Origin of the sequence: Tardiphaga sp. vice304, from assembly GCF_007018905.1 — a bacterium.
GTDB lineage: Bacteria > Pseudomonadota > Alphaproteobacteria > Rhizobiales > Xanthobacteraceae > Tardiphaga.
In genome coordinates, this window is the sequence record NZ_CP041402.1 from 852,162 (window position 1) to 874,241 (window position 22,080).

The window sequence follows — 22,080 nt, forward strand, 5'->3', positions numbered from 1 at the left end:
CAACGGTCGTCGTGCAACCGCCGCGTGTCCTCGAATAGTTGACTGAGATCAATTTTTCCAGAGACCGCCTGTCGTCTTTCATCTCCGAGCCAGCTGAAACGTTCGAGCTGACATTGAGGGGATGAGAAAATTCGATGAAGAAAGTTGTGACTGCGCTGATGATGGCGACGGCGCTAACCGGCACGGCAGCGACCGCGCAGGCCGCCGATCTCGCCACCAAAGCACCCTATTACAAGGCTCCGCTCGTCGAGGCCTGGAATCCCTGGATGATCCGCCTGCGCGTGCTCGGCGTGATCCCGGAAGATGGCGGTTCGGTCAATGGCGTGGCAAATTCCGGCCTGAAGACCTCGGACCAGGTCGTGCCCGAACTGGATATCTCCTACTTTTTCACCAGGAACATCGCGGCCGAACTCATCCTTGGCGTCACCAAGCATCATGTCACCGGCACCGGATCGATCGACGGCCTCGACGTCGGCAAGTCCTGGCTGCTGCCGCCGACCCTGACGCTGCAATATCACTTCACCGAATTCGGCGCGTTCAAGCCCTATGTCGGCGCGGGCGTCAACTACACCTGGTTCTTCAGCCAGTCCGCCGGCAATGTGACCAACGGCGCCGGGTTGCGCGTCGTCGACAGCCACCTGCACGATTCCTTCGCGCCCGTGGTACAGTTCGGCTTCGACTACATGATCGACAGGCACTGGGGCTGGAACGTCGACGTGAAGAAGCTCTGGCTGCGCCCGGACTGGAACGGCACGTTGGCCTCCGGCGCGGCGATCACCGGCCAGGTCAAGCTCGATCCGTGGCTGATCGGCACCGGCATTACCTACAAGTTCTGATCTGACGAGTTTACGCGCGGCACCGGTGCGAACCGGTGCCGCGTTTTTTTTGTCGATGCCTCTGCGGTGGGCTATTATCCTGTGATGGGCGCCGCGCTTTCTTGCTTCCCCTCTCCCCTTGTGGGAGAGGGTGGATCAATCGAGCGAAGCGAGATTGAGACGGGTGAGGGGGGGGGCCCGCATGCGCGATCCTCACCCCCTCATCCGCCTTCGCTTCGCGAAGGCACCTTCTCCCACAAGGGGAGAAGGAAGAAAAAGGATAGATCATGGACATCAAGGTCAGGGATGCCAACGGCGCGCAATTGGCCGAGGGCGATACCGTCACGTTGATCAAGGATCTGAAGCTGAAAGGCTCGTCCACCGTGCTCAAGCGCGGCACCGTGATCAAGAACATTCACCTCACCGACGACCCCGACGAAATCGAAGGTCGCACCGACAAGGTCAAGGGCCTGGTGCTGCGCGTCGAGTTTCTGAAGAAGGCGTGAGCCTGATCGTCGATCCGTAGTCGCGTAGGGTGGGCAAAGGCGCCGTTGCGCCGTGCCCACCATGTGCAGCGCTGCGCTTGATGGTGGGCACGTTCGTCGCGCTTCGCGCGCCGGCCTTTGCCCACCCTACCCTTCAACAAAAACGCGGCGAATGGCTTCGCCGCGTTTTTTTTCAAATGGTTGAGGCGCGTCGCGAAAGCCGCGCGCGTGCCTATTCTTCCTCGTCGTCGTGCTTCTTGCCGCCGCCGATGCCCTTGAGCTTGGCGAATACGGCATCGACGTTGAGGTCGTCGCTGCTGCGCTCGCTATCCTCGAACTCGTCCTTGCGGGTGGTCTCGGAAGCCGGTAGCAGCGTCGCGCCGCCATAGGGCGTGTCGGTCGGCTTTTCCTTCGCCGCGCGCTGAACTTCGAAGTCGAGTTCGATCTGCGAGCACAGGCCCAGCGTCACCGGATCCATCGGCGTCAGTGTCGAGGCGTTCCAGTGCGTGCGGTCGCGGATCGAGGCGATCGTGGTCTTGGTGGTGCCGACCAGCCGCATGATCTGGCTGTCCTTCAATTCGGCATGGTTGCGCACCAGCCACAGGATCGCGCTCGGCCGCTCGTGGCGGCGCGACACCGGGGTGTAGCGCGGGCCCTTCTTCTTGGCGGCCGGCGGCAGAATCACCTTGCTCTCCTCGAGCTTGAGGCGATAATTCTTGTCCTTCTCGCCCTTTTCGATCTCGTCGCGGGTCAGTTGCCCGTTCGAGATCGGGTCGCTGCCCTTGATGCCCTGGGCGGCGTCGCCATCGGCGATGGCGCGGATTTCCAGCGGGTGCATCTTGGTGAAATCGGCGACCTGGTCGAAGGTCAGCGCGGTATTGTCGACCAGCCACACGGCAGTCGCCTTTGGCATCAGCGGTGCATTGCTCATGGCAAATCTCCTTTACGCTCCGCCCACCTTTTCGAGAGGCGGAGCCGTCTGGTCATCGGGGATGACGGGAATTCAGGCTGTATATAGTCTGTCCGGGGTGAACCGCGCAATGGAAGACTGTTCAGCCTTGACAGCGCGGCCGGACGGCCCCAAGTCCTTCCTCTAACTGGCACTTTGCCGTATTATCTGTCGAATTTACCGCTCGGTTCCGGCCGTTTTCGGTGTTTCGGACCTCGATAACCCCTGGATTGCCCCTTATGTCGGCCAAACCGCCTCTCAAGATCGTGCTTTGTTCTCCTCGCGGCTTCTGCGCGGGCGTCGTACGGGCCATCGATACCGTGGAACGCGCGCTCGCGATCCACGGCGCCCCGGTCTATGTCCGGCACGAGATCGTCCATAACAAATATGTCGTGGACAGCCTGAAGACCAAGGGCGCGATTTTCGTCGAGGAACTGGCCGAAATTCCCGACAATACCTCGGCGCCGGTGGTGTTTTCCGCCCATGGCGTGCCGAAATCGGTCCCGGCCGACGCCAAGCAGCGCAATTTCTTCTCGCTCGACGCCACCTGTCCGCTGGTCACCAAGGTGCACCGCGAGGCGGCGATCCACTTCAAGCGCGGCCGCGAGATCCTGCTGATCGGGCATTCGCACCATCCGGAAGTGGTCGGCACGCTCGGCCAGCTGCCGGTCGGCGCGGTCGAACTGATCGAGACCGCGCATGATGCCGCGACCTTCACGCCGAAGGACCCCAACAACCTCGCTTTCGTGACCCAGACGACGCTGTCGATCGACGACACCGCGGAAATCGTCGAGGTGCTGAAGAGCCGCTTCCCGACCATCAACGGGCCGCACAAGGAAGACATCTGCTACGCCACCACCAACCGCCAGCTTGCGGTGAAGAAGGTTGCGCCGGTGGTCGATGCGCTGATCGTGGTCGGCGCGCCGAATTCGTCGAACTCGCAGCGTCTGCGTGAAGTTGCCGAGCGCGAGGGCTGCAAGGTATCCGTGCTGGCGCAGCGCGCTGCCGATTTGGACTGGTCGATGTTCGACGGCATCCAGAGCCTTGGCATCACCGCGGGCGCCTCGGCGCCGGAAGTGATCGTCGAGGAGATCATGGGCGCCTTTGCCGAGCGTTACGAACTGCACGTCGAGACCGTGTCGGCCGCGGAAGAAAACGAATTCTTCCCGCTGCCGCGCTCGCTGCGTCCCGACGCGGCGTAATCTCCATGGCGGTCTATACCGACGTTACCGCCGATGAATTGTCGGAGTTTCTCGCCGCCTATGACATCGGCGAGCTGCTGTCCTACAAGGGCATCGCCGAAGGCGTCGAGAACTCGAACTTCCTGATGCATACGACGTCGGGATCGTTCTTCCTCACGCTGTACGAAAAGCGGACGGCGGTCGGCGATCTGCCGTTCTTCCTCGGCCTGATGTCGCATCTGGCTTCGCACGGCCTTCCCTGCCCGGAGCCGGTAAAGATGCGCGACGGCACCATGCTCGGCACGCTCGCTGGGCGTCGGGCCGCGATCATCGACTTCCTCGAGGGCGTGTGGCCGCGCAAGCCGAACGCTGCACATTGCGCCGGCATCGGCGGCGCGCTGGCGAAGATGCATCTGGCCGGACAGGACTTCGCCATGAGCCGGCCGAATGCGCTGTCCGTGTCGGGCTGGCGGCCGCTGTTTGCCGCTGCCGCGTCGCGCGCCAATGACGTGCAGCCGGGCTTGCGCGAATTCCTCGCCTCCGAGCTGAACTATCTCGAAGGCCGCTGGCCGCGCGATCTGCCCAGCGGCGTGATCCATGCCGACGCCTTTCCCGACAATGTGCTGTTCCTCGGCGAGGAATTGTCCGGACTGATCGACTTCTACTTCGCCTGCAACGACATGTTCGCCTACGACGTCGCGATATGCCTGAACGCCTGGTGCTTTGAGCCCGATCACTCCTTTAACGTCACCAAGGCGCGGGCGTTTCTCGCGGCCTATAACCGCGAGCGTCCGATGTCAGAGGCCGAGCAGGCAGCCTTGCCGCTCTTGGCGCGCGGCGCGGCCTTGCGGTTCTTGCTGACGCGGCTGGTGGATCTGCTTAACGTGCCGCCCGGCGCCCTGGTGCAGCTGAAGGACCCCTTGGAATATGTGCGGAAACTGCGCTTCCACCAATCGGTGAAGACCATGGCCGATTACGGCGTTGAAGTTTCCGGATTGCCCGCATGACCCCCGTTCTGATCCATACCGACGGCGCCTGCTCCGGCAATCCCGGCCCCGGCGGCTGGGGCGCGATTCTGAAGTTCGGCGATGCCGAAAAGGAATTGAAGGGCGGCGAGGCGCACACCACCAACAACCGCATGGAATTGATGGCGGCGATCTCGGCGCTGGAAGCGCTGAAGAAGCCGTGCAGCGTCGATCTTCACACCGACAGCCAGTATGTCCGCAACGGTATCATGACCTGGATCCACGGCTGGAAGCGCAATGGCTGGAAGACATCCGACAAGAAGCCGGTGAAGAACGTCGATCTTTGGCAACGGTTGGATGCCGCGCTGCAGACCCACGAGGTGCGCTGGCACTGGGTCAAGGGCCACGCCGGCCACGTCGAGAACGAACGCGCCGATCAATTGTCGCGCGACGGGCTGATCGAGAACAAGAACAAGAAGTAGCGAGGGGGCTCTTCTTCCTTCTCCCCTTGTGGGAGAAGGTGGCGCGGCCGAAGGCCGGGCCGGATGAGGGGTAGCAAAAATGCGCGGAGCTTGCTGCTACCCCTCACCCGTCTCGAACGCTTCGCGTTCGATCCACCCTCTCCCACCTAGCGAAGCTTCGCTTCGCGCGGGGGAGAGGGAAGAAAGAAGCGAGCCTTTCAGCTCACAGCTGGCCGAGCAACGTATCGCCGCCGGACACTTCCACCTTGCCCGAGCTCTGCTCGGGGTTGAACTTGGTGACGATTCCATCTTCCACCAGCATCGAGTAGCGCTTGGAGCGGATGCCGAGGCCGAAGCCGGAGCCGTCCATTTCCATGCCGATCGCCTTGGCGAAATCGGCGTTGCCGTCGGCCAGGAAGATGGCCTCGTCACGCAGGTCGGTGTCCTTCTTCCAGGCGTTCATCACGAAGGCGTCGTTGACCGAAATCACCGCGATCGAGTCGACGCCCTTGTCCTTGATGGCGTAGGCGTTGAGGAAGATGCTGGGCAGGTGCATCTTGTGGCAGGTGCCGGTGTAGGCGCCGGGCACCGCGAACAGCGCCACCTTCCTGCCCTTGAACACGTCGTCGGTGGTTTTCTCGACCGGACCCTCGGCAGTCATAACGCGGAACTTGGACTCGGGCAGCTTGTCGCCAACTTTGATGGTCATCGTCGATCTCTCCAGGAAATTTGCGAGGGTTTCTTAGACCATTTTCGTGATCGAAGGAAATTGACGCGGGCGGGAGCTGAATAGCTCCGTCCCCGTCATCCTGAGGTGCTCGCCCGAAGGGCGAGCCTCGACGGATGCGGCCATGGGCGCTAGCGATTGCGGCCATCCTTCGAGGCCGTCGCAAAGCGCGACGGCACCTCAGGATGACGGCCGAGTGGGAGGACTCACGCCGCCGCGTCGGACTGCTTCTCGTCGCGCAATTCGCGGCGCAGGATCTTGCCGACATTGGTCTTCGGCAACGCGGTGCGGAATTCGATCTTCTTCGGCACCTTGTAGTTGGTCAGTTCGGCATGGCAGAACTTGATCAGGTCCTCCGCGGTGACATTCGGGTCCTTCTTCACCACGAACGCTTTCACGGCTTCCGAGGTGCGGGCGTCACTGACGCCGATCACCGCGCATTCCAGCACGCCGGGATGGCTGGCCAGCACCTCCTCGACCTCGTTCGGATAGACGTTGAAGCCGGAAACGTTGATCATGTCCTTCTTGCGGTCGACGATCTTGGTGTAGCCGTCGGCGTTCATGATGCCGATGTCGCCGGTGCGGAAGAAACCGTCTGATGTCATCACCTTGGCGGTCTCGTCCGGCCGGTTCCAGTAGCCAGACATCACCTGCGGGCCCTTGGCGCAGATCTCGCCGGGCTCGCCGAGCGGCACTTCGTTGCCGTCGTCGTCGCGGATCGAGATCCAGGTGGACGGCACCGGCAGGCCGATCGAGCCGGAGAACTGGTCCATGTCGGCCGGGTTGCAGGTCAGCGTCGGCGAGGTTTCCGACAGGCCGTAGCCCTCGGCAATCGAACAGCCGGTTCGCTTCGCCCAGGCTTCCGCCACCGCGCGCTGCACCGCCATGCCGCCGCCATTGGAAATCTTCAGCTTGGAGAAATCCACCTGATCGAATCCGGGCGTGTTGAGCAGGCCGTTGTACAGCGTGTTGACGGCGGGGAACGTGTTGACCTGATACTTCATCAATTCCTTGATGAATCCCGCCATGTCGCGCGGGTTGGGGATCAACAGGTTGACGCCGCCGGCGCGCATCCCGAGCAGGAAGCAGGCCGTCAGCGCGAAGATATGATACAGCGGCAGCGCGCAGACGATGAACAACTGATCGACCTGCGGCGGCTTGCGCAGCGCCGGCTGCAGCCAGGCGTCGTTCTGCAGCACGTTGGCCAGGATATTCCGGTGTAGCAGCGTGGCGCCCTTGGAGAGGCCGGTGGTGCCGCCGGTATATTGCAGGAAGGCGACGTCGTCCGGGCCGATTGCCGGCTTGTTCATCTTCACGCTGCGGCCGGCGGAGAGTGCCTCGTTGAACGTCACCGAGCCCGGCAGCGACCACGTCGGCACCATTTTCTTGACCCGGCGAACTACCAGATTGACGATCATGCCCTTGAGGCCGAGCAGGTCGCCCATGCTGCCGACGATGACGTGCTTCACCGCGGTCTTGCCGATCACCTGCTGCACGACGGAAGCGAAATTCTCCAGCACGATGATGGCTTCGGCGCCGCTATCCTTGAGCTGGTGCTCGAGCTCGCGCGGCGTATAGAGCGGATTGACGTTGACGACGGCAAAGCCGGCGCGCAGCACGGCGGAGGTGGCCACCGGATGTTGCAGCACGTTCGGCATCATGATGGCGACGCGAGCGCCCTTGGCGAGGCCGCGGCTTTGCAGATAGGCGCCGAGCGCCAGCGACAATTCGTCGAGCTCGCGGTAGCTGATCGACTTGTCCATGCAAATGAAGGCCTTGCGATCGCGAAACTTGGCAAAGCTTTCTTCCAGCAGCGCGACCAGCGACGGATATTGCGACGGGTCGATATCGGCCGGTACGCCGGCCGGGTATTGCTTGAGCCAGATTCGCTCCATGACGTTCCCCCTTGGCTTGGATTATTTTGGGGAAGTATTGAGCAAAGCCGCAACAGATAGCAAGCCGCGCCGCAATCTGGCGGCGGTCCATTCGTCGCGGGCGATCAACGGCTTAGCTGCGCGGCGGGGTCGCGGCCGGCTTGGCCTCGCCGGTGGTGGCCTTTGGCGCCGGCCGGGCTGCGGCTTTCGGCTTGTCTGGCGATGTCGTCGCTGGTTTAGCGGCTATCGCCGGTTTGGCGGCTGCCGCAGGCTTCGCCGCGGCGGGCTTGGCCGGCGCCTCCGGCTGGATCACGACACGCTTCAGCGCGGGCTTGCCGGCGGCGGACGGCTTGGCATCCTTGCCGTCGGTCGCGTCCGGTTTCGCCGCGACCGCCCGCTTCCTGGACGGTTTAGCCTTCGGGGTCTGTTTGGCTTCTTCCACCGCATTGGCGGCGATCAGATCGGCGCCGGTCTTTTTCGGGCCGATATAGACGATGACCGGCTCGGACGGCGCCGGCGCCGCCGCGATCATGTCGACCGGCCGCAGCGTGGGCGGCTGCAGGCCGGCGGCAAAGAAGGTCATCACCTTGTCGCTGCCGGCCTCGGAGCTGGCGACGGTTTCTTCGTCGGCGTCGGAGGCCGGGCGCTTGCGCTTGGGGCCGCACATCTCGTCGCGCAGGTTCGGCGGCGCGGCGTCGATCGGCGCCAGATTATCGACTGTGCCGAGTGCGGGGCGCAGCCAGGTCAGATTGTTGTTGGCGAAACCGCGCTCCAGGAGCTGTGCGGCCTTTATGGCGCGGGCCTGGCCCGAACTCGAGCCCAGCACCACCGCAACCAGGCGCTTGCCGTTGCGCGTCGCGGTGGCCACCAGATTGTAGCCGGAGGCGCAGATGAAGCCGGTCTTCATGCCGTCGGCGCCGGGGAAGCGGCCGATCAGCCGGTTGAAGTTCTGCGTCACGCGCTTGCCGAACTTCATCGACGGGATGTGGACGAAATACTCATATTCGGGAAGGTCGTGAATGATGGCGCGCGCCAGGATCGCCAGATCGCGTGCCGAGGTGACGTGGCCATCGGCCGGCAGCCCGTTCGGATTGACGTAATGCGTCTGGGTCATGCCAAGCCGCGCGGCATTGGCGTTCATCATGTCGGAGAAACCGTCGACGGAGCCGCCGATATTTTCGGCCAGCACCACGGCGATGTCGTTGGCGGATTTCACCATCATCATCGTCAGCGCGTTTTCGACGGTAAGCTGGGTGCCGGCCTTGAAACCCATCTTCGACGGCGCCTGTGCCGCGGCGATCGGCGATACGGTGACCAGCGAGTCGAGATTGATCTTGCCTTCCTTCACCGCCTTCAGAACCACATAGGCGGTCATGATCTTGGTCACGGACGCCGGGTACCACGGATAGGTGGCGTTTTCCGCCTGCAGCACCTTGCCGCTCTCGACTTCGACCACCAACAACGCCTCGGCCTGCACGGCGCGCGGCGCGAAGCTCGCGAGCGCGAGTGCTGCGACGAGGACGATCCAATTGGCGGACAGCCGGCGAGACGAGGCGGAAAGAAGCTGCACTATCCGGTTCCGATTGTTGTCCGGTCGCCTGCCGCTCGGCTGTGCCGCGGGCTGACATCCTGGAGTGGAAGGTTCTGGATTTTCATACGATCCGGCCATCAAACGGTGACGGCTGCAAACCTATACCGGCTAAAATCATCAGAACAGTGGTCAAGATCCCTAATTCGACGATGAAAGGGGCCAAATTTCGACCGCGGCCTGGCGGCTACAGCGTCGTTGCACCGTCGGGCGTGGCGACGCTCGCGCGGGCATGGTCCTGCACCATGAATTGCGCGTTGGCGAGATCGGCGAAATGCCCGCCGCGCGCCACCAGTTCATCGAACGTTCCGCTTTCGATGACGCGACCGCTATCGAATACCAGAATATGCGTGGCATTGCGGATGGTCGATAGCCGGTGCGCGATCACGAAGGTGGTGCGACCCCGCATCACTTCGTCGAGAGCCACGTTGAGCTTGGCTTCGGTCACCGCGTCGAGCGCGCTGGTCGCTTCATCCAGAACCAGGATCGGTGGATCCTTCAGGATCGCCCGGGCGATCGACAGCCGCTGCCGTTCGCCTCCCGACAGCATACGGCCGCGTTCGCCGGCATTGGTCTCGAAGCCGCGCTCGCCACGGTCGATGAAGTCGATCGCCTGGGCGCGGGTGGCGGCGATGCGCAATTCGTCATCGGTTGCGTCCGGCTTGCCGACGCGAAGATTGTCGGCGATCGAGCGGTTGAACAGCAGCGGCTCCTGGAACACGACGCCGATGTTCCGGCGCAGCCCGGCCAGCGTCATGTCGCGGATGTCGATGCCATCGATCCGGATCGAACCGGATTGCGGATCGAAAGCCCGATGCAGCAGCGCGATCGCGGTCGATTTGCCGGCGCCGGTGGCGCCGACCAGCGCGATGGTCTGGCCCGGTCGGGCCACGAACGACAGGTCCTCGATCGCCGGACGATCGCGCTCGTAGGAGAATGACACGTTCTGGAATTCGACCTCGCCGGTCAGCCGTCCCGGATCGACCGCATTGGAGCGATCGTGCACGGCGGGCACGGTGTCGAGCACGTTGATGAATTCCTCGAGCCGCGGCGCTTCCATGAACACGCTGTTGATGAAGCCGACGACCTGTTCGAGCCGCTGGATCAGCATGGTGGCGAACGAGATGAACATCACGATTTCGCCGATCGTGCACAGGCCCTTTTGCAGCAGGGCGATGCCGACCGTGAAGATCGCCAGCACCGTGATGGTGGTGGAGGCGCGGGTCATCACGGTGACCATCGCCCACCACGACAGCACCGGCATCTGCGCCATCAGCAATTGGTCGGCGACGGTGCGCAGTCCCTGAACCTCGGCATCGACCCGGGCGAAGCTCTGCACCAGCGCGACATTGCCGAGCGAGTCCGAGGCACGCGCCGACAGATCGCTGTATTGCGCCTCGACCTCGCTCTGCATGCCCGACGTCTTGCGCACCACCAGCGTGGTCAACACCGAGAACACCACACAGAGCACGGCCAGCAGGATCGCCAGCCGCCAGTTGATGTAGACCGACAGCGGCAGCAGCACGAGCAGCGATACGATCGACGCAAAGTGTTCGCGGAAAAAGCCGAGCCAGACCCGCCATAGCGCGTCCGTTCCCTGCAGCATGATCTTCATCAATCGGCCGGAATGGGTGCCGGTATGAAAGATCAGCGGCAGGTGCATGATGTGTTCGAAATAATCGGTCAGTACCTTCTGGCGCTGGCGGTGCGCCAGCCGATCGGCGTAGAGCGAGACGATGGCACCGCAAACGATGCCGAACAGCCCGAACGCGGCCCACGCGGCCAGCAGCGGCCATGGCGATGCCGACGCGTCCTGCGGGCCGGTGGCGGCCTTGCTGGAGAGCACATCGATGATACGGCCGAACAGGACCGGTTCGGCGAATTGCGCGCCGGCCAGCAGCAGATTGGCGGCGGCGAGAATCCAGCCGAGCCGTCGCTCGCGGCCAAGCAATTGCAGCACGCGAGTGTAGATGCGGATCATGGGATGCACTCGCAGCTAGAAAGGAAAGATCGCGGCGTAACCGGGCCGGTTGATGCCGCTATACACCCGCGCCGGCACCTTGTTCCAGTTCATTTCGTCAGTCGATGGTGCGATCGGCCAACGGCGGAAGATGTGATCCGTCGAAAATCTCCGCGGCTGCCGGCCGCTTGCGAAAGACGTGGTCTTCGGCGATCTCATCCAGCGCGGCGGCGAAACGTGTCGCGTCGATACCGCCCAGGCCGTCGCGGCGGACATCGTCGGTCAGGATATTGTCGGCCAGCACGGTACGCAGTCGCTCCAGTTCGAGTTCACGCGTTCCGTTGTCCATTTCCGCCAATACGGCGTCGATCGCCTTGTCCGGTTGCTGGATCGCCAGTTGCGTGCCGGCCGTCACGGCGCGCAGGAAGCCGCTTACCGCGTCGGGTTTTTCCGCCGCAAATTTCGGATTGACGACGATGGCAAGGCCATAGGCGGCGCTGCCATAATCGGCGAAGCGAAATACCGCAAGGTCGGCGGACGGCACGCCGCGGTCGCGCAGATTGACCGGGGAGGCGTAGGAGAAGCCGGTGACGGCATCGACCTGGCCGGCCGACAGCATCGGCTCGCGCACGGCGGAGCTGATTTTTTCCTGCTTCACGCTGGCCGGCTTGATGTCGTTGCGCTTCGCCAGCGCCGGCCACAGCCGGATCGCCAGATCGCCGTCGGCGATGCCCAGCGTCTTGCCCTCGAGACTGGCGAGCCCGGTGACGCCGCGGCTGCGCCGCGCGATCACGGCATAGGGCGCCTTGTTCAGCAGCACGAAGACCGCCTTGACCGGCGCCGCATCGGCGGCGTCGCGGTAGCGGATCAGCGCGTTGAGATCGGCCAGGGCCATGTCGCTGGCGCCCGCGGCCACGCGCGCGATCGTCTCCTTGCTACCTGCCGCCACATTGGTGGAGACCACCAGATTTTCGGCGCGGTACAGTCCGCGGACGTTGGCGAGCACAAAAGGAGCGGCGATCGCGTCGATCGGCCGGTCGAGTGTGAACTGGATCGTGGCCGGGGACTTGGCCGGCTCCACGGCGCGGCCCGGCGCGGTACCGGCCAGCAGCAGCATGCCGACCAGCCAGGTCAGCCGTCTCGGGAGATGGGGTGCGGAAGATGTCATTGGCAAACCACAGCAGGACCCGTGCCAAGTGTCACAACGACGACAGGTTCGATGGATGTCGCCGGCATGCGACATCTTCCGCCCCGCACCCTATCGTCCAAAGCTGAACGGCGGGTGACTGCCTTGAAATCGACACCGAGCGTTCACCCTGCATTGGGGTTCGGGAACCCATAGTGCTTCGGCGGGTTGACTGTTCGAACCCCGCAGGGGTCAGCGACCACGGAAGGACATTCAGATGTTCGCACACAGCAGGTTTTCAACCACCGCCCGCGCCGCCGTTCTGGCGACCGTCGCCGCGGTGGCTATCGCGGCAGTAGCGCCGACGGCCGTCATGGCCGCGCCGGCGGCCAAACAGGGCGTAACGACGCAGGGCGCCAGCGACGCCACCGACTTCAGTTCGCAACGTCGCCGGCACTATGCCCGACGGGGCAACGGTAATGCGGCCGGACTGGCCGCGTTTGCCGGTATTGTCGGTACGATCGGCGCGATTGCGGCCTCCCAGCACCGCCGCGATTATTATTACGACCGCGGCCCCGGCTATTATCATGGCGGCCCCGGCTATTATGGCGGCGGCCCTGCCTATTACGGCGGCGGCGGATATGGTCCGGGTTACTACGGCCATTACTGATCGCCTAGCCTGAAGTCGAGGACAACGTCGGCCGCCCACCCGCGGCCGGCGTTGCTGCGTGTCGCCTGTGCGTATTCTGGCGACCAATTGTCGCGGTTCAGAGCTCGATCCAGCAGATCGTCATATCCCCGGCATGGACAAATCGCGATGAGGATGGTTCATCGCGGCCATGCTCAGAAAAATGTACGATTGGTGCATCGACGCCGCTCACAAGCCCTATGCGCTCTGGATCCTGGGAATGGTGTCGTTCGCGGAAAGTTCGTTCTTTCCGATCCCGCCGGATGTCATGCTGATCCCGATGTCGCTGGCCCGGCCGCCGAAGGCCTGGTTCTACGCCGCGTTCTGCACCATCACCTCGGTTGCGGGCGGCCTGGTTGGCTATGCGATCGGCGCCCTGTTGTACGATTCCGTCGGGCAGTGGGTCATCAACTTCTACGGCTATGGCAACAAGGTCGAAGCGTTTCGCGAGGGTTACGCGCAATACGGCGCGTGGATCATCCTGCTGAAGGGCCTGACGCCGATCCCGTTCAAGCTTGTCACCATCACGTCAGGCTTCGCCAATTATAACATCTGGATGTTCATCGCTATGTCGCTGATCGCGCGCGGCGGTCGGTTCTTCCTTGTCGCGGTTTTGCTGAATCGTTATGGCGTCGTTATCCGTGAAACCATCGAGAAGCACCTGGGTCTGGTCGTCACCCTCGCAGCGATGGCCTTGGTGCTCGGCTTCGTCCTTGCCTTCCGCCTGGTTTGATCCGAAGCGCTTCCCCCGGCGCCGACACCGGGCTACGTTTCCAACCATGTCTGATCAGGCGAACCCGCTGAGCCTCCTGCTGCGCAGCTTCCTTGTTGCGGTGTTGGCTACCTTTGTGCTTGCCGCGGCCGTGGCCTGTGCCTGGTCGCAGACGCCGCCTGCCGCGACGTCCAAATCGGTGATCATCCAGATCGCGCCGGCGCCGGGACCGGTGGTGCCGCCCGATCCGCCGGCCGTGGTGCAGGCGGCTCCGGAGCCACCGGCCGCGCCGCCGGAAAATCCCGGCCTGATCCATGAACTAGGCAAGCTGTTCAACAACTCCACCTCCATGTGGCCGGCATTGCCGGCGCTGAAGCTGCCCGGCGACAGCCTCGATGTGATGCCGAAGATGACCACGATGGTCAAAGGCCGCATGGCCTGCCCGCTTGCCGCCAATGGTGCACCGGACTGCAAGACCGCCTCCGACCGGTTGTGCCAGAGCAAGGGCTTCAAGGAGGGCAAGAGCATGGATACCGATGCCGCGCAGAGCTGCTCGCCGAAGGCGATGATACCCGGCCGCAAGCCGGAAGAGGGCGACTGCAAGACCGAGAATTTCGTCACGCGGGCGCTCTGCCAATAGCTGCTTTTTCGGGCAGCCGATCTGGCTGCGGCGCGATTGCCATGTTGGCCTCGCTTCTGGCATCGTCCGCCCGCCAGAACGGCCGGCGCAAAGACGCCGTGCCCGCGATCCCGCCAAGAAAAGCAACCGAGGAATTCCCATGTCGATGCCTGCTTTGTTCAAGAACCGCCTGACGATTCCGGTGATCGGTTCGCCCCTGTTCATCATCTCGGGGCCCGAGCTTGTGATCGCGCAGTGCAAGGCCGGCATCGTCGGATCGTTTCCCGCGCTGAACGCACGTCCCGCGGCGCTGCTCGACGAATGGCTGTCGCAGATCAAGGAAGAACTCGCCGCCCACGACCGGGCGCATCCCGACCGTCTCTCGGCGCCTTTTGCCGTCAACCAGATCGTCCACAAGTCGAACAACCGGCTCGAGCAGGACATGGCGCTGTGCGAGAAGCACAAGGTGCCGATGATGATCACCTCGCTGGGGGCCCGCGAGGAGTTGAACCAGGCGGCGCATGGCTGGGGCGGCATCGTGTTTCACGACGTGATCAACCAGAAGTTCGCGCACAAGGCGATCGAGAAGGGCGCGGACGGCCTGGTGCTGGTCTGCGCCGGCGCGGGCGGCCATGCCGGCGAAATCTCGCCGCTCGCTTTCGTCGCCGAGACCCGGCAGTGGTTCGATGGCCCGATCGCATTGTCCGGCGCCATTGCCAACGGCCGCGCGATCCGCGCCGCGCGCGTGCTCGGCGCCGACTTCGCCTATATCGGCTCGGCCTTCATCGCCACCACCGAAGCCAACGCGGTGCAGGGCTACAAGGACATGATCACCACCTCGACGGCCGAAGACATCGTCTACTCCAACCTGTTCACCGGCGTGCACGGCAACTATCTGAAACCCTCGATCGTCGCCGCCGGCATGGACCCCGACAACCTGCCGGAGTCCGATCCGACCAAGATGAACTTCGGCACCGATGCGTCGGGCGAGCGCGCCAAGCCGAAGGCCTGGAAGGAAATCTGGGGCAGCGGCCAGGGCATCGGCAGCGTAGCCAAGGTGGTACCGGTTGCCGAACTGGTCGCGCGATTGAAGAAGGAATACGACGAAGCGATCGATCCGGCGCTGTAGTTTAACGCGCCGCTCTTCCTTCCCTCTCCCCCGCGCGAAGCGAAGCTTCGCTAGGTGGGAGAGGGTGGCTTCGCGAAGCGAAGACGGGTGAGGGGGTGCCACAGACTCCGAGCCTGTCGCTCCCCCTCATCCGTCGCGGACTTCGCCCGCGCCACCTTCTCCCACCTAGCGAAGCTTCGCTTCGCGCGAGGGGAGAAGGAAGTAAGAAAGCTCCCCGTTCCGATGGACTTCATTTACCAGCTCGACGGCCACCACGTCCTCACCACACCGCATGCCGCCGGTCCCTGGAATGCGACCATGCAGCACGGCTCCGCGCCATCGGCGCTGGTGACCTATCTGGCCGAGCAGATGCCGACGGCATCGCCGATGCAGGTGGTGCGCGTGACCATCGATCTGTTGCGGCCGGTGCCGGTGGCGCCGCTGACCTATCAGACCGAGGTGCTGCGCGAGGGACGGAAAATCCAGCTCTGCGGTATCACCCTGCTTGCCAATAACGTGATTGTCGCGCGCGCCAGCGTGTTGAAGATGCGCAGCGAGCCGCAGCCGCTGCCGCCGGAGATCACCGATCCGCCGCTTGCGCTGCCGGGGCCGGATAGCGGCCTGCCGTTGAACCGCCGGCCCGGCAATGCCTTCATGAGCGGCCTGTCAACCTGCGTGGTGCGCGGCGGTGGATTGATGGCATCGGGTCCGGGGGCGATGTGGTACCGGCTCGACCGGTCCCTGATCGAAGGCGCCGCCACCTCGCAGGTGATGCGCGCCGTGGTCGCCGCGGATTTCAGCAACGGCTCTTCGGCGGTGCTGCCGTTCGAGCACTGGACCTTCCTCAATGCCGACCTCACCGTCAGCCTGGCGCGACCGCCGGTCGGTGACTGGATCCTGCTGGATTCCGAAAGCTGGATCGGTCCGGACGGCACCGGTCTGGCGGCTTCGAAACTTGCCGACGTCAACGGCTATTTTGGCCGCGCGGTGCAGAGCCTGGTGATCGAAAAGCGATAGGCTTGGGTACGCTTCCAGACATGCGAAAAATCCAGTCGACGATGGAACCGTCTGATTGCATGGAGGTTATTGGCCGTTAGGGGGCCGTATGAGTTCGATGCCAGCATTATCCGACAGAGCCCAGACCGGAATATGGGGTCTGGATAATATTCTCTCGGGCGGTTTTTCGCGCGGTCATGTCTTCCTTGTCGAAGGCGCGCCCGGCACCGGCAAGACGACCGTCGCGCTGCAGTTCCTGCAGGAGGGCGCACGCCGGGGCGAAAAGGGGCTCTACATCACCCTGTCGGAAACCGAAGCCGAACTGCGCGATGGTGCGGCGTCGCACGGCTGGACGCTCGGTGACGGCATCGAGGTGTTCGAACTGCTGCCGCCGGAAAGCCTGCTGGATTCCGATCAGCAGCAAAGCCTGCTGTACTCTTCCGACCTCGAACTTGGCGAAACCACCAAGCAGATCTTCGAGGCCGTTGAGCGCGTGCAGCCCATGCGCGTCGTGCTCGACAGCCTGTCGGAAATCCGGCTGCTGGCGCAGAGCTCGTTGCGGTACCGCCGACAGATCCTTGCCATCAAGCATTACTTCGCCAGGTTCGGCACCACGGTCATGCTGCTTGATGATCTCACTGCCGAGGTCGCCGACAAGACCGTGCACAGCGTCGCGCACGGGGTGCTGAGGCTTGAAGAACTGGCGCCGGCCTACGGCGCCGAGCGCCGCCGCGCCCGCGTCATCAAATATCGCGGCGTCAAGTTTCGCGGCGGCTATCACGACCTCACCATCACCAGGGGCGGCCTCAACGTGTTTCCGCGCCTGGTGGCCTCGGAATATCGCAGCCAGCTGGCGCGCTCGACAAAGTCATCCGGCATTGCCGAATTGGACAAGCTGCTGGGCGGCGGCATCGAGACCGGGTCGAGCACGCTGGTGCTGGGGCCTGCCGGCACCGGTAAGTCGCTTGTCGCCATCACCAATGTCGTCGCCGCGATCCGACGCGGCGAGAAGGCTGCGCTGTTCGTATTCGACGAGGAGCTGGGACTGCTGTTCGATCGCATGAAGAAGATGAACATTGATCTCGCCGCGATGCAGAAGTCCGGGCATCTGGTCGTCGAACAGGTCGACGCCGCCGAATTGTCGCCCGGCGAATTCGCCCATCGGGTGCGCCGGCAGATCGACGAGCACGATATCAAGACCGTGGTGATCGACAGCCTCAACGGCTACCAGGCGGCGATGCCGGAGGAAAATTCGCTGATCCTGCACATGCACGAGCTGCTGCAGTATCTGAACCGACGCGGTGCGGCGACCTTCATGACGGTGGCACAGCACGGGCTGGTGGGCGACATGAAGGCGCCGATCGATGTCACTTATCTTGCCGACACGGTAATCCTGCTGCGCTACTTTGAAGCCACTGGCAGCGTGCGGCGCGCCGTCTCGGTGATCAAGAAGCGCACCGGTAGCCATGAGGACACGATCCGCGAATACCGGATCGATCATCGCGGACTGACCATCGGCGCGCCATTGACCGAATTCCAGGGCGTGCTGCGTGGCGTGCCGATCTATAGCGGCGCCGCATTGCTGGAGGAGCAGGCCACGTGAAACCCGGTCTGTCCTCCGAGCGTGCAGTAATTCTCGCGCCAAAGGGGCGCGATGCCGTTGTGGCTGAAGCACTGATCCGGGAGGCCGGCTATTACGCACAGGCCTGTCCGGATTTCGCGACACTGCTGCACGAGATCGAAGGCGGCGCCGGCTGCGCGGTGATCGCCGACGAAGCCATCAAGACAGCCGATTTGCGCGGTTTGGGCAAATGGCTGCACGAACAGCCGTCATGGTCGGATTTTCCGATCGTGCTGCTGACACATCAGGGCGGCGGGCCGGAGCGAAATCCAGACGCCGCACGGCTCGGGCATCTGCTCGGCAACGTCACCTTCATCGAGCGGCCTTTTCACCCGACGACGCTGATCTCGGTGATCGGCTCCGCCGTGCGCGGCCGGCGCCGGCAGTATCAGACCCGCGCCATTCTCGAGAACCTGAGCGAGAGCGAGGGGCTGTTGCAGACCGCGCTCAATGCCGGGCGCCTCGGTGCGCTGGAATTGCATCTGCCGGGCATGGAGCTGGAGCTGTCGGATACCTGCAAGTCCTTCTTCGGGCGCGGCCCGACCGAGCCTTTCACGTTCGACGATCTGCAGGCTTCCATTCATCCCGATGACCGCGAGCGTCGCCAGGTCGAGCTCGACGCCGCCTTGCGGCACGGCGCCGACTACAATGTCGAGTACCGCAATGTCTGGCCCGATGGTTCGGTGCACTGGGTCGAGACGCGCGCTCGCATTGTCCGTCATCCCGATGGCCAAGCGCGGTCGCTGGTCGGCGTTTGCGTCGATATTACCGCGCGAAAGACCTCCGACATCGAGCGCGATACGCTGCTGGACCAGTTGACGTCCGAGCGTTCGGCGCTGGCGGAGCTCACGGCGACGCTCGAGCAGCGTGTCGAGGAGCGCACCGCCGACCTGATGAAGGAGGTCGCCGCCCGCGAGCGTGCACAGGAGCAGCTGCGCCAGGCGCAGAAGATGGAAACCATCGGTCAGCTCACCGGCGGTGTCGCGCATGATTTCAACAATTTGCTGATGGCCGTGATGGGCAATCTTGAATTGCTGCGCAAGCGGATTCCCGACGATCCGCGCCTGCATCGGCTGATCGACGGCGCGCTGCAGGGCGCCGAACGCCGCGCCTCGCTGACGCAGCGGCTGCTCGCCTTCGCGCGCCAGCAGGACCTCAAGGCCGTCGCCGTGGATCTCGGCGGCCTGATCCGGGGCATGATCGATCTGTTGGAGCGTTCGCTCGGGCCGCGCGTGGCGCTGCGGCTCGACATTCCCGATGGCCTGCCGCCGGCGCGGATCGATGCCAACCAGCTCGAGCTGGCCATCCTCAACCTGGCGATCAACGCCCGCGACGCGATGCAGGACGGGGGCTCGATCGATATCCGGGTGTCTGAATACAGCGCCGGCAAGGGTGACGCGGCCCTCAACCCCGGCGACTATCTCAAGGTTTCGGTGATCGACAATGGCGGCGGCATGTCGCCGGAGACGCTGACGAAGGCGATCGAACCGTTCTTTTCGACCAAGCCGGTCGGCAAGGGCACCGGGCTCGGGCTCTCGATGGTGCATGGCTTGGCCGTGCAACTCGGCGGTACGCTGGAATTGTCCAGTGTGGTCGGCTGCGGCACCACCGCGACGCTGATCCTGCCGGTGACCACCAAGGCGCTGGAAACCGTCGGTCCCGCCGAGGTCACGCGCCAGGCCGCGCGGTCGGCGGTGATCCTGTTCGTCGACGACGACCCGCTGATTGCGATGTCGACGACGGAAATGCTGGAAGACCTCGGCCACCGCATCATCGGCGCCAATTCCGGCCGCCACGCGCTGGACATCCTCAACAGCGGCGAGCCGCTTGACCTGATGATGACCGACCATGTGATGCCGGGCATGACCGGCATCGAATTGGCGGCCGCGACCCGCGAGCTGCGGCCGTCGCTGCCGATCCTGCTGGCCACCGGCTATGCCGATTTGCCCGAAGGGGCACAGCTTGATCTGCCGCGGCTGGCCAAGCCATATCATCAGGAGCAGCTGCGCGAGCGGCTCGACCAGTTGCTGGGGTAGCAGCCGCTACGCCATCCCGGTCGTGGGCGGCTTGTCCGGGGCCGTAATGCAGCGGGCTGCGGAATTTACCATCTGTTAACCATGTTGGTTCCATCAATAGCCCAGGATCGGCCGCATATCGCGGCCTGGCTCGGGGAGCTGTCATGGACCTCGCTGTTTTTTCTGCGAAGACACCGGCGTCAATCGAGGAGATCAAGGCGCGGGTCGCCTTTGCATTCGAACGCCATCCGCTGTGCCGCGATGTCGCTTTCGACGTCGTTTCCAGCCCGCGCAGCTCGAAAGGCGCGAACTGGACCATCTGCATCGAGCGAGTCGAACCGGAAGCGCTGTGGGAGGCTTCCGATATCGTCTCTGACATCCAGGAAGCCTATAGTCTCGTCGCCGCCTGACGTATCGCGATACCGCCGCGGCATGGTTCAGCCGCAATTCGCCGGCACATCTCACGGCGATAAAGGCGGTTCGTCGATAACGGAGGAGTGGCTTGACGCGAACGCTGCTCATTCTGGCGCTGGTCGGTGTGATCGTGGTCGGCGCCGCCGTGGCGGCGATCCTTGGCCGCGACAGCGCGCCATCGCCGGACCCGGCCGCCGTCAGTTCAGTGGCGGTGACGCGCGGCCCGGTGGCCAATCGCGAAAACAAGAAGGACCGGCTGGTCACGGCCCCCTTCGCGCTGGCCGAGGATTCGCTGCGCCAGGCCTTCGCGTCGGATAGTCCGCTGGCCGGCCCGGGCAATACTGTACTGGCGCCGATCGTGATCCCCTCGCAGCAGCCCGCCAGGCCGAAACTGGCCGCGCCGTCCGGCCACAAAAACTATTCGCTGCTCAGCGACGCGCAGATCGCCGCCATCAAGGGCCGGCTCAACCTCACCGCCGCACAGCAGCAGAACTGGCCCGCCGTGGAAGACGCGCTGCGCGCCGTCGCGCGGAAGATTCACGCGGCGCGTCTCGCCAATCCCGGTGGCAGCGCGCCGCTCGATCCCGCCAGCGCCGAGGTCCAGCAGTTGAAGTCGGCCGCGATGCCGTTGCTGGTTCAGCTGCGCGAGGACCAGAAGCGCGAAGTGCGATCGCTGGCCCGCCTGATCGGCCTCAACGCCGTCGCGTCGGCGATCTGAGCTTTAGGCGACCGCGCTGACCGGCGCGTCGGCGAGTTGCGCGTTGGCTTGCGCAATCAGCTCGTAGGAATGCAGCCGCGCCTGGTGGTCGTAGACGTCCGACACGATCATCAATTCATCCGCGCCGGTTTTGGCGACCAGGGCCGCGATGCCGGCGCGCACGGTCTCTTTCGATCCCACGATGGACAGCGACAGCATCCGCATCGCCTGCATCTTCTCGGTGGGCGACCAGTAGGTTTCGATATCGTCGATCGGCGGCTGGCTGAGGCCGCGGGTGCCGCGCGCCATGTTGGTTAACGACATCTGCTGCGTGGTCCACAGGCGGTTCGCTTCCTTGTCGGTATCGGCGGCGATGATGTTGACGCCGACCATGGCATGTGACTTCGCCGACTGCTCGGACGCCTCAAAGCGCTCGCGGTAGATCTGCAGCGCCTGCATCAAGGCCTCCGGCGCGAAATGCGAGGCAAAGGCGTAGGGCAGGCCGAGCGCGGCGGCGAGCTGCGCGCCATAGGTCGAGGAGCCCAGGATCCACAGCGGCACGTCGGTGCCGGCGGCGGGGACCGCCTGGATGTTCTGGTTCGGCCCGACAGGGGCGAAATAGGCCTGCAGCTCCATCACGTCCTGCGGGAAATTGTCGGAATTCGTCATCGTCCGGCGCAGCGCGCGCATGGTGATCTGGTCGGTGCCGGGGGCGCGCCCGAGCCCGAGGTCGATGCGGCCCGGATACAGCCGCGCCAGCGTGCCGAACTGTTCGGCAATGACGATCGGCGCATGGTTGGGCAGCATGATGCCGCCGGCGCCGACGCGGATGGTCTTGGTGCCGGCCGCGATGTGACTGACCACCAGCGAGGTGGCAGCGCTGGCGATGCCGGCCATGTTGTGGTGTTCGGCGACCCAGAACCGCTGGTAGCCCCATTGCTCGGCATGCGCGGCGAGGTCGCGCGCATTGTCGAGCGCCCCGCGCGCGTCGGTTCCCTGGGTGACGCGGACGAGGTCGAGGATCGAAAGCACGGTCATGGGTGGCTCCTGGGCGGCTTGCCGTTCTACGGTATCTAGGC

Annotated in this window: 21 protein-coding genes; 14 read left to right on the forward strand and 7 right to left on the reverse strand. The window is 64.1% G+C overall.

Features of this window, described 5'->3' with window-relative positions:
* Nucleotides 1–134 precede the first annotated feature (134 nt).
* Together FNL56_RS04050 and FNL56_RS04055 are read left to right on the forward strand one after the other, a co-directional pair.
* On the forward strand, nucleotides 135–836 hold the full coding sequence (locus tag FNL56_RS04050) for an OmpW/AlkL family protein (RefSeq protein WP_143571704.1): 702 nt from the start codon (nucleotides 135–137) through the stop codon (nucleotides 834–836).
* 266 nt (nucleotides 837–1,102) lie between these two features.
* A complete protein-coding gene (locus tag FNL56_RS04055) occupies nucleotides 1,103–1,321 on the forward strand; it encodes an alkylphosphonate utilization protein (RefSeq protein WP_143571705.1) in 219 nt (72 codons plus the stop codon).
* A 211-nt stretch (nucleotides 1,322–1,532) separates the two neighbouring features.
* Here FNL56_RS04055 and FNL56_RS04060 read toward each other — a convergent pair whose 3' ends face one another.
* Entirely contained in the window at nucleotides 1,533–2,231 is a 699-nt protein-coding gene (locus FNL56_RS04060) for a DUF1013 domain-containing protein (RefSeq protein WP_143571706.1), read from the reverse strand.
* Nucleotides 2,232–2,488: 257 nt separating this feature from the next.
* On the opposite strand from FNL56_RS04060, the gene ispH reads away from it, so the two are divergent.
* The 3 genes from ispH to rnhA are packed head-to-tail and all read left to right on the forward strand — an operon-like array spanning nucleotide 2,489 to nucleotide 4,877.
* Nucleotides 2,489–3,451 (forward strand): 4-hydroxy-3-methylbut-2-enyl diphosphate reductase, encoded by a 963-nt coding sequence (gene ispH / locus FNL56_RS04065; RefSeq protein ID WP_143571707.1) that lies wholly within the window; start codon nucleotides 2,489–2,491, stop codon nucleotides 3,449–3,451.
* Nucleotides 3,452–3,456: 5 nt separating this feature from the next.
* Nucleotides 3,457–4,437, forward strand: coding sequence for a homoserine kinase (locus tag FNL56_RS04070; protein WP_143571708.1), 981 nt, complete (start codon nucleotides 3,457–3,459; stop codon nucleotides 4,435–4,437).
* Nucleotides 4,434–4,877 carry a ribonuclease HI gene (gene rnhA, locus FNL56_RS04075; protein WP_168202852.1) on the forward strand — a complete coding sequence of 148 codons (444 nt, stop codon included), beginning with the start codon at nucleotides 4,434–4,436 and terminating at the stop codon, nucleotides 4,875–4,877. Before FNL56_RS04070 ends, rnhA begins: the two co-directional genes overlap by 4 nt.
* A gap of 202 nt (nucleotides 4,878–5,079) precedes the next feature.
* Here rnhA and FNL56_RS04080 read toward each other — a convergent pair whose 3' ends face one another.
* The 5 genes from FNL56_RS04080 to FNL56_RS04100 all read right to left on the reverse strand — a co-directional run bounded on the left by FNL56_RS04080 (nucleotide 5,080) and on the right by FNL56_RS04100 (nucleotide 12,173).
* Nucleotides 5,080–5,565, reverse strand: a complete 486-nt coding sequence (locus FNL56_RS04080; protein ID WP_143571710.1) for a peroxiredoxin — start codon at nucleotides 5,563–5,565, stop codon at nucleotides 5,080–5,082.
* 224 nt (nucleotides 5,566–5,789) lie between these two features.
* On the reverse strand, nucleotides 5,790–7,478 hold the full coding sequence (locus FNL56_RS04085) for a long-chain fatty acid--CoA ligase (RefSeq protein ID WP_143571711.1): 1,689 nt from the start codon (nucleotides 7,476–7,478) through the stop codon (nucleotides 5,790–5,792).
* Nucleotides 7,479–7,590: 112 nt separating this feature from the next.
* On the reverse strand, nucleotides 7,591–9,027 hold the full coding sequence (locus FNL56_RS04090) for a D-alanyl-D-alanine carboxypeptidase family protein (RefSeq protein ID WP_246660851.1): 1,437 nt from the start codon (nucleotides 9,025–9,027) through the stop codon (nucleotides 7,591–7,593).
* Nucleotides 9,028–9,232: 205 nt separating this feature from the next.
* On the reverse strand, nucleotides 9,233–11,026 hold the full coding sequence (locus tag FNL56_RS04095) for a glucan ABC transporter ATP-binding protein/ permease (protein ID WP_143571713.1): 1,794 nt from the start codon (nucleotides 11,024–11,026) through the stop codon (nucleotides 9,233–9,235).
* A gap of 97 nt (nucleotides 11,027–11,123) precedes the next feature.
* On the reverse strand, nucleotides 11,124–12,173 hold the full coding sequence (locus tag FNL56_RS04100; RefSeq protein WP_143571714.1) for an ABC transporter substrate-binding protein: 1,050 nt from the start codon (nucleotides 12,171–12,173) through the stop codon (nucleotides 11,124–11,126).
* Between the two features lie 235 nt (nucleotides 12,174–12,408).
* Here FNL56_RS04100 and FNL56_RS04105 point away from each other — a divergent pair, with 235 nt between their 5' ends.
* The 9 genes from FNL56_RS04105 (at nucleotide 12,409) to FNL56_RS04145 (ending at nucleotide 21,022) form a co-directional block, all read left to right on the forward strand.
* Nucleotides 12,409–12,801, forward strand: coding sequence for a hypothetical protein (locus tag FNL56_RS04105; RefSeq protein ID WP_143571715.1), 393 nt, complete (start codon nucleotides 12,409–12,411; stop codon nucleotides 12,799–12,801).
* Between the two features lie 169 nt (nucleotides 12,802–12,970).
* Nucleotides 12,971–13,552, forward strand: coding sequence for a YqaA family protein (locus FNL56_RS04110; RefSeq protein ID WP_143571716.1), 582 nt, complete (start codon nucleotides 12,971–12,973; stop codon nucleotides 13,550–13,552).
* Nucleotides 13,553–13,598: 46 nt separating this feature from the next.
* Nucleotides 13,599–14,171 carry a hypothetical protein gene (locus FNL56_RS04115; RefSeq protein ID WP_143571717.1) on the forward strand — a complete coding sequence of 191 codons (573 nt, stop codon included), beginning with the start codon at nucleotides 13,599–13,601 and terminating at the stop codon, nucleotides 14,169–14,171.
* Between the two features lie 139 nt (nucleotides 14,172–14,310).
* The gene (locus tag FNL56_RS04120; RefSeq protein WP_143571718.1) at nucleotides 14,311–15,279 is read left to right on the forward strand and encodes an NAD(P)H-dependent flavin oxidoreductase; all 969 of its coding nucleotides are present in this window, start codon (nucleotides 14,311–14,313) and stop codon (nucleotides 15,277–15,279) included.
* A gap of 222 nt (nucleotides 15,280–15,501) precedes the next feature.
* Complete coding sequence (locus FNL56_RS04125; protein ID WP_143577515.1) at nucleotides 15,502–16,275, forward strand: thioesterase family protein; 774 nt, start codon at nucleotides 15,502–15,504, stop codon at nucleotides 16,273–16,275.
* Between the two features lie 88 nt (nucleotides 16,276–16,363).
* The gene (locus FNL56_RS04130) at nucleotides 16,364–17,857 is read left to right on the forward strand and encodes an ATPase domain-containing protein (protein ID WP_143571720.1); all 1,494 of its coding nucleotides are present in this window, start codon (nucleotides 16,364–16,366) and stop codon (nucleotides 17,855–17,857) included.
* Nucleotides 17,854–19,911, forward strand: coding sequence for a hybrid sensor histidine kinase/response regulator (locus FNL56_RS04135; RefSeq protein ID WP_143581791.1), 2,058 nt, complete (start codon nucleotides 17,854–17,856; stop codon nucleotides 19,909–19,911). Before FNL56_RS04130 ends, FNL56_RS04135 begins: the two co-directional genes overlap by 4 nt.
* A 143-nt stretch (nucleotides 19,912–20,054) precedes the next feature.
* Nucleotides 20,055–20,300 carry a hypothetical protein gene (locus tag FNL56_RS04140; protein ID WP_143571722.1) on the forward strand — a complete coding sequence of 82 codons (246 nt, stop codon included), beginning with the start codon at nucleotides 20,055–20,057 and terminating at the stop codon, nucleotides 20,298–20,300.
* Between the two features lie 92 nt (nucleotides 20,301–20,392).
* Entirely contained in the window at nucleotides 20,393–21,022 is a 630-nt protein-coding gene (locus tag FNL56_RS04145; protein WP_143571723.1) for a hypothetical protein, read from the forward strand.
* Between the two features lie 3 nt (nucleotides 21,023–21,025).
* On the opposite strand, the gene FNL56_RS04150 is transcribed toward FNL56_RS04145, so the two are convergent.
* A complete protein-coding gene (locus tag FNL56_RS04150) occupies nucleotides 21,026–22,039 on the reverse strand; it encodes an LLM class flavin-dependent oxidoreductase (protein ID WP_143581792.1) in 1,014 nt (337 codons plus the stop codon).
* Nucleotides 22,040–22,080 lie beyond the last annotated feature (41 nt).

Excerpts from the sequence above, each read along its gene's own strand:
- FNL56_RS04050 (WP_143571704.1), top strand. The coding sequence starts at position 135 with ATGAAGAAAGTTGTGACTGCGCTGATGATGGCGACGGCGCTAACCGGC.
- FNL56_RS04055 (WP_143571705.1), top strand. The coding sequence starts at position 1,103 with ATGGACATCAAGGTCAGGGATGCCAACGGCGCGCAATTGGCCGAGGGC.
- FNL56_RS04060 (WP_143571706.1), bottom strand. The coding sequence starts at position 2,231 with ATGAGCAATGCACCGCTGATGCCAAAGGCGACTGCCGTGTGGCTGGTC.
- ispH (WP_143571707.1), top strand. The coding sequence starts at position 2,489 with ATGTCGGCCAAACCGCCTCTCAAGATCGTGCTTTGTTCTCCTCGCGGC.
- FNL56_RS04070 (WP_143571708.1), top strand. The coding sequence starts at position 3,457 with ATGGCGGTCTATACCGACGTTACCGCCGATGAATTGTCGGAGTTTCTC.
- rnhA (WP_168202852.1), top strand. The coding sequence starts at position 4,434 with ATGACCCCCGTTCTGATCCATACCGACGGCGCCTGCTCCGGCAATCCC.
- FNL56_RS04080 (WP_143571710.1), bottom strand. The coding sequence starts at position 5,565 with ATGACCATCAAAGTTGGCGACAAGCTGCCCGAGTCCAAGTTCCGCGTT.
- FNL56_RS04085 (WP_143571711.1), bottom strand. The coding sequence starts at position 7,478 with ATGGAGCGAATCTGGCTCAAGCAATACCCGGCCGGCGTACCGGCCGAT.
- FNL56_RS04095 (WP_143571713.1), bottom strand. The coding sequence starts at position 11,026 with ATGATCCGCATCTACACTCGCGTGCTGCAATTGCTTGGCCGCGAGCGA.
- FNL56_RS04100 (WP_143571714.1), bottom strand. The coding sequence starts at position 12,173 with ATGACATCTTCCGCACCCCATCTCCCGAGACGGCTGACCTGGCTGGTC.
- FNL56_RS04105 (WP_143571715.1), top strand. The coding sequence starts at position 12,409 with ATGTTCGCACACAGCAGGTTTTCAACCACCGCCCGCGCCGCCGTTCTG.
- FNL56_RS04110 (WP_143571716.1), top strand. The coding sequence starts at position 12,971 with ATGCTCAGAAAAATGTACGATTGGTGCATCGACGCCGCTCACAAGCCC.
- FNL56_RS04115 (WP_143571717.1), top strand. The coding sequence starts at position 13,599 with ATGTCTGATCAGGCGAACCCGCTGAGCCTCCTGCTGCGCAGCTTCCTT.
- FNL56_RS04120 (WP_143571718.1), top strand. The coding sequence starts at position 14,311 with ATGTCGATGCCTGCTTTGTTCAAGAACCGCCTGACGATTCCGGTGATC.
- FNL56_RS04125 (WP_143577515.1), top strand. The coding sequence starts at position 15,502 with ATGGACTTCATTTACCAGCTCGACGGCCACCACGTCCTCACCACACCG.
- FNL56_RS04130 (WP_143571720.1), top strand. The coding sequence starts at position 16,364 with ATGAGTTCGATGCCAGCATTATCCGACAGAGCCCAGACCGGAATATGG.
- FNL56_RS04140 (WP_143571722.1), top strand. The coding sequence starts at position 20,055 with ATGGACCTCGCTGTTTTTTCTGCGAAGACACCGGCGTCAATCGAGGAG.
- FNL56_RS04150 (WP_143581792.1), bottom strand. The coding sequence starts at position 22,039 with ATGACCGTGCTTTCGATCCTCGACCTCGTCCGCGTCACCCAGGGAACC.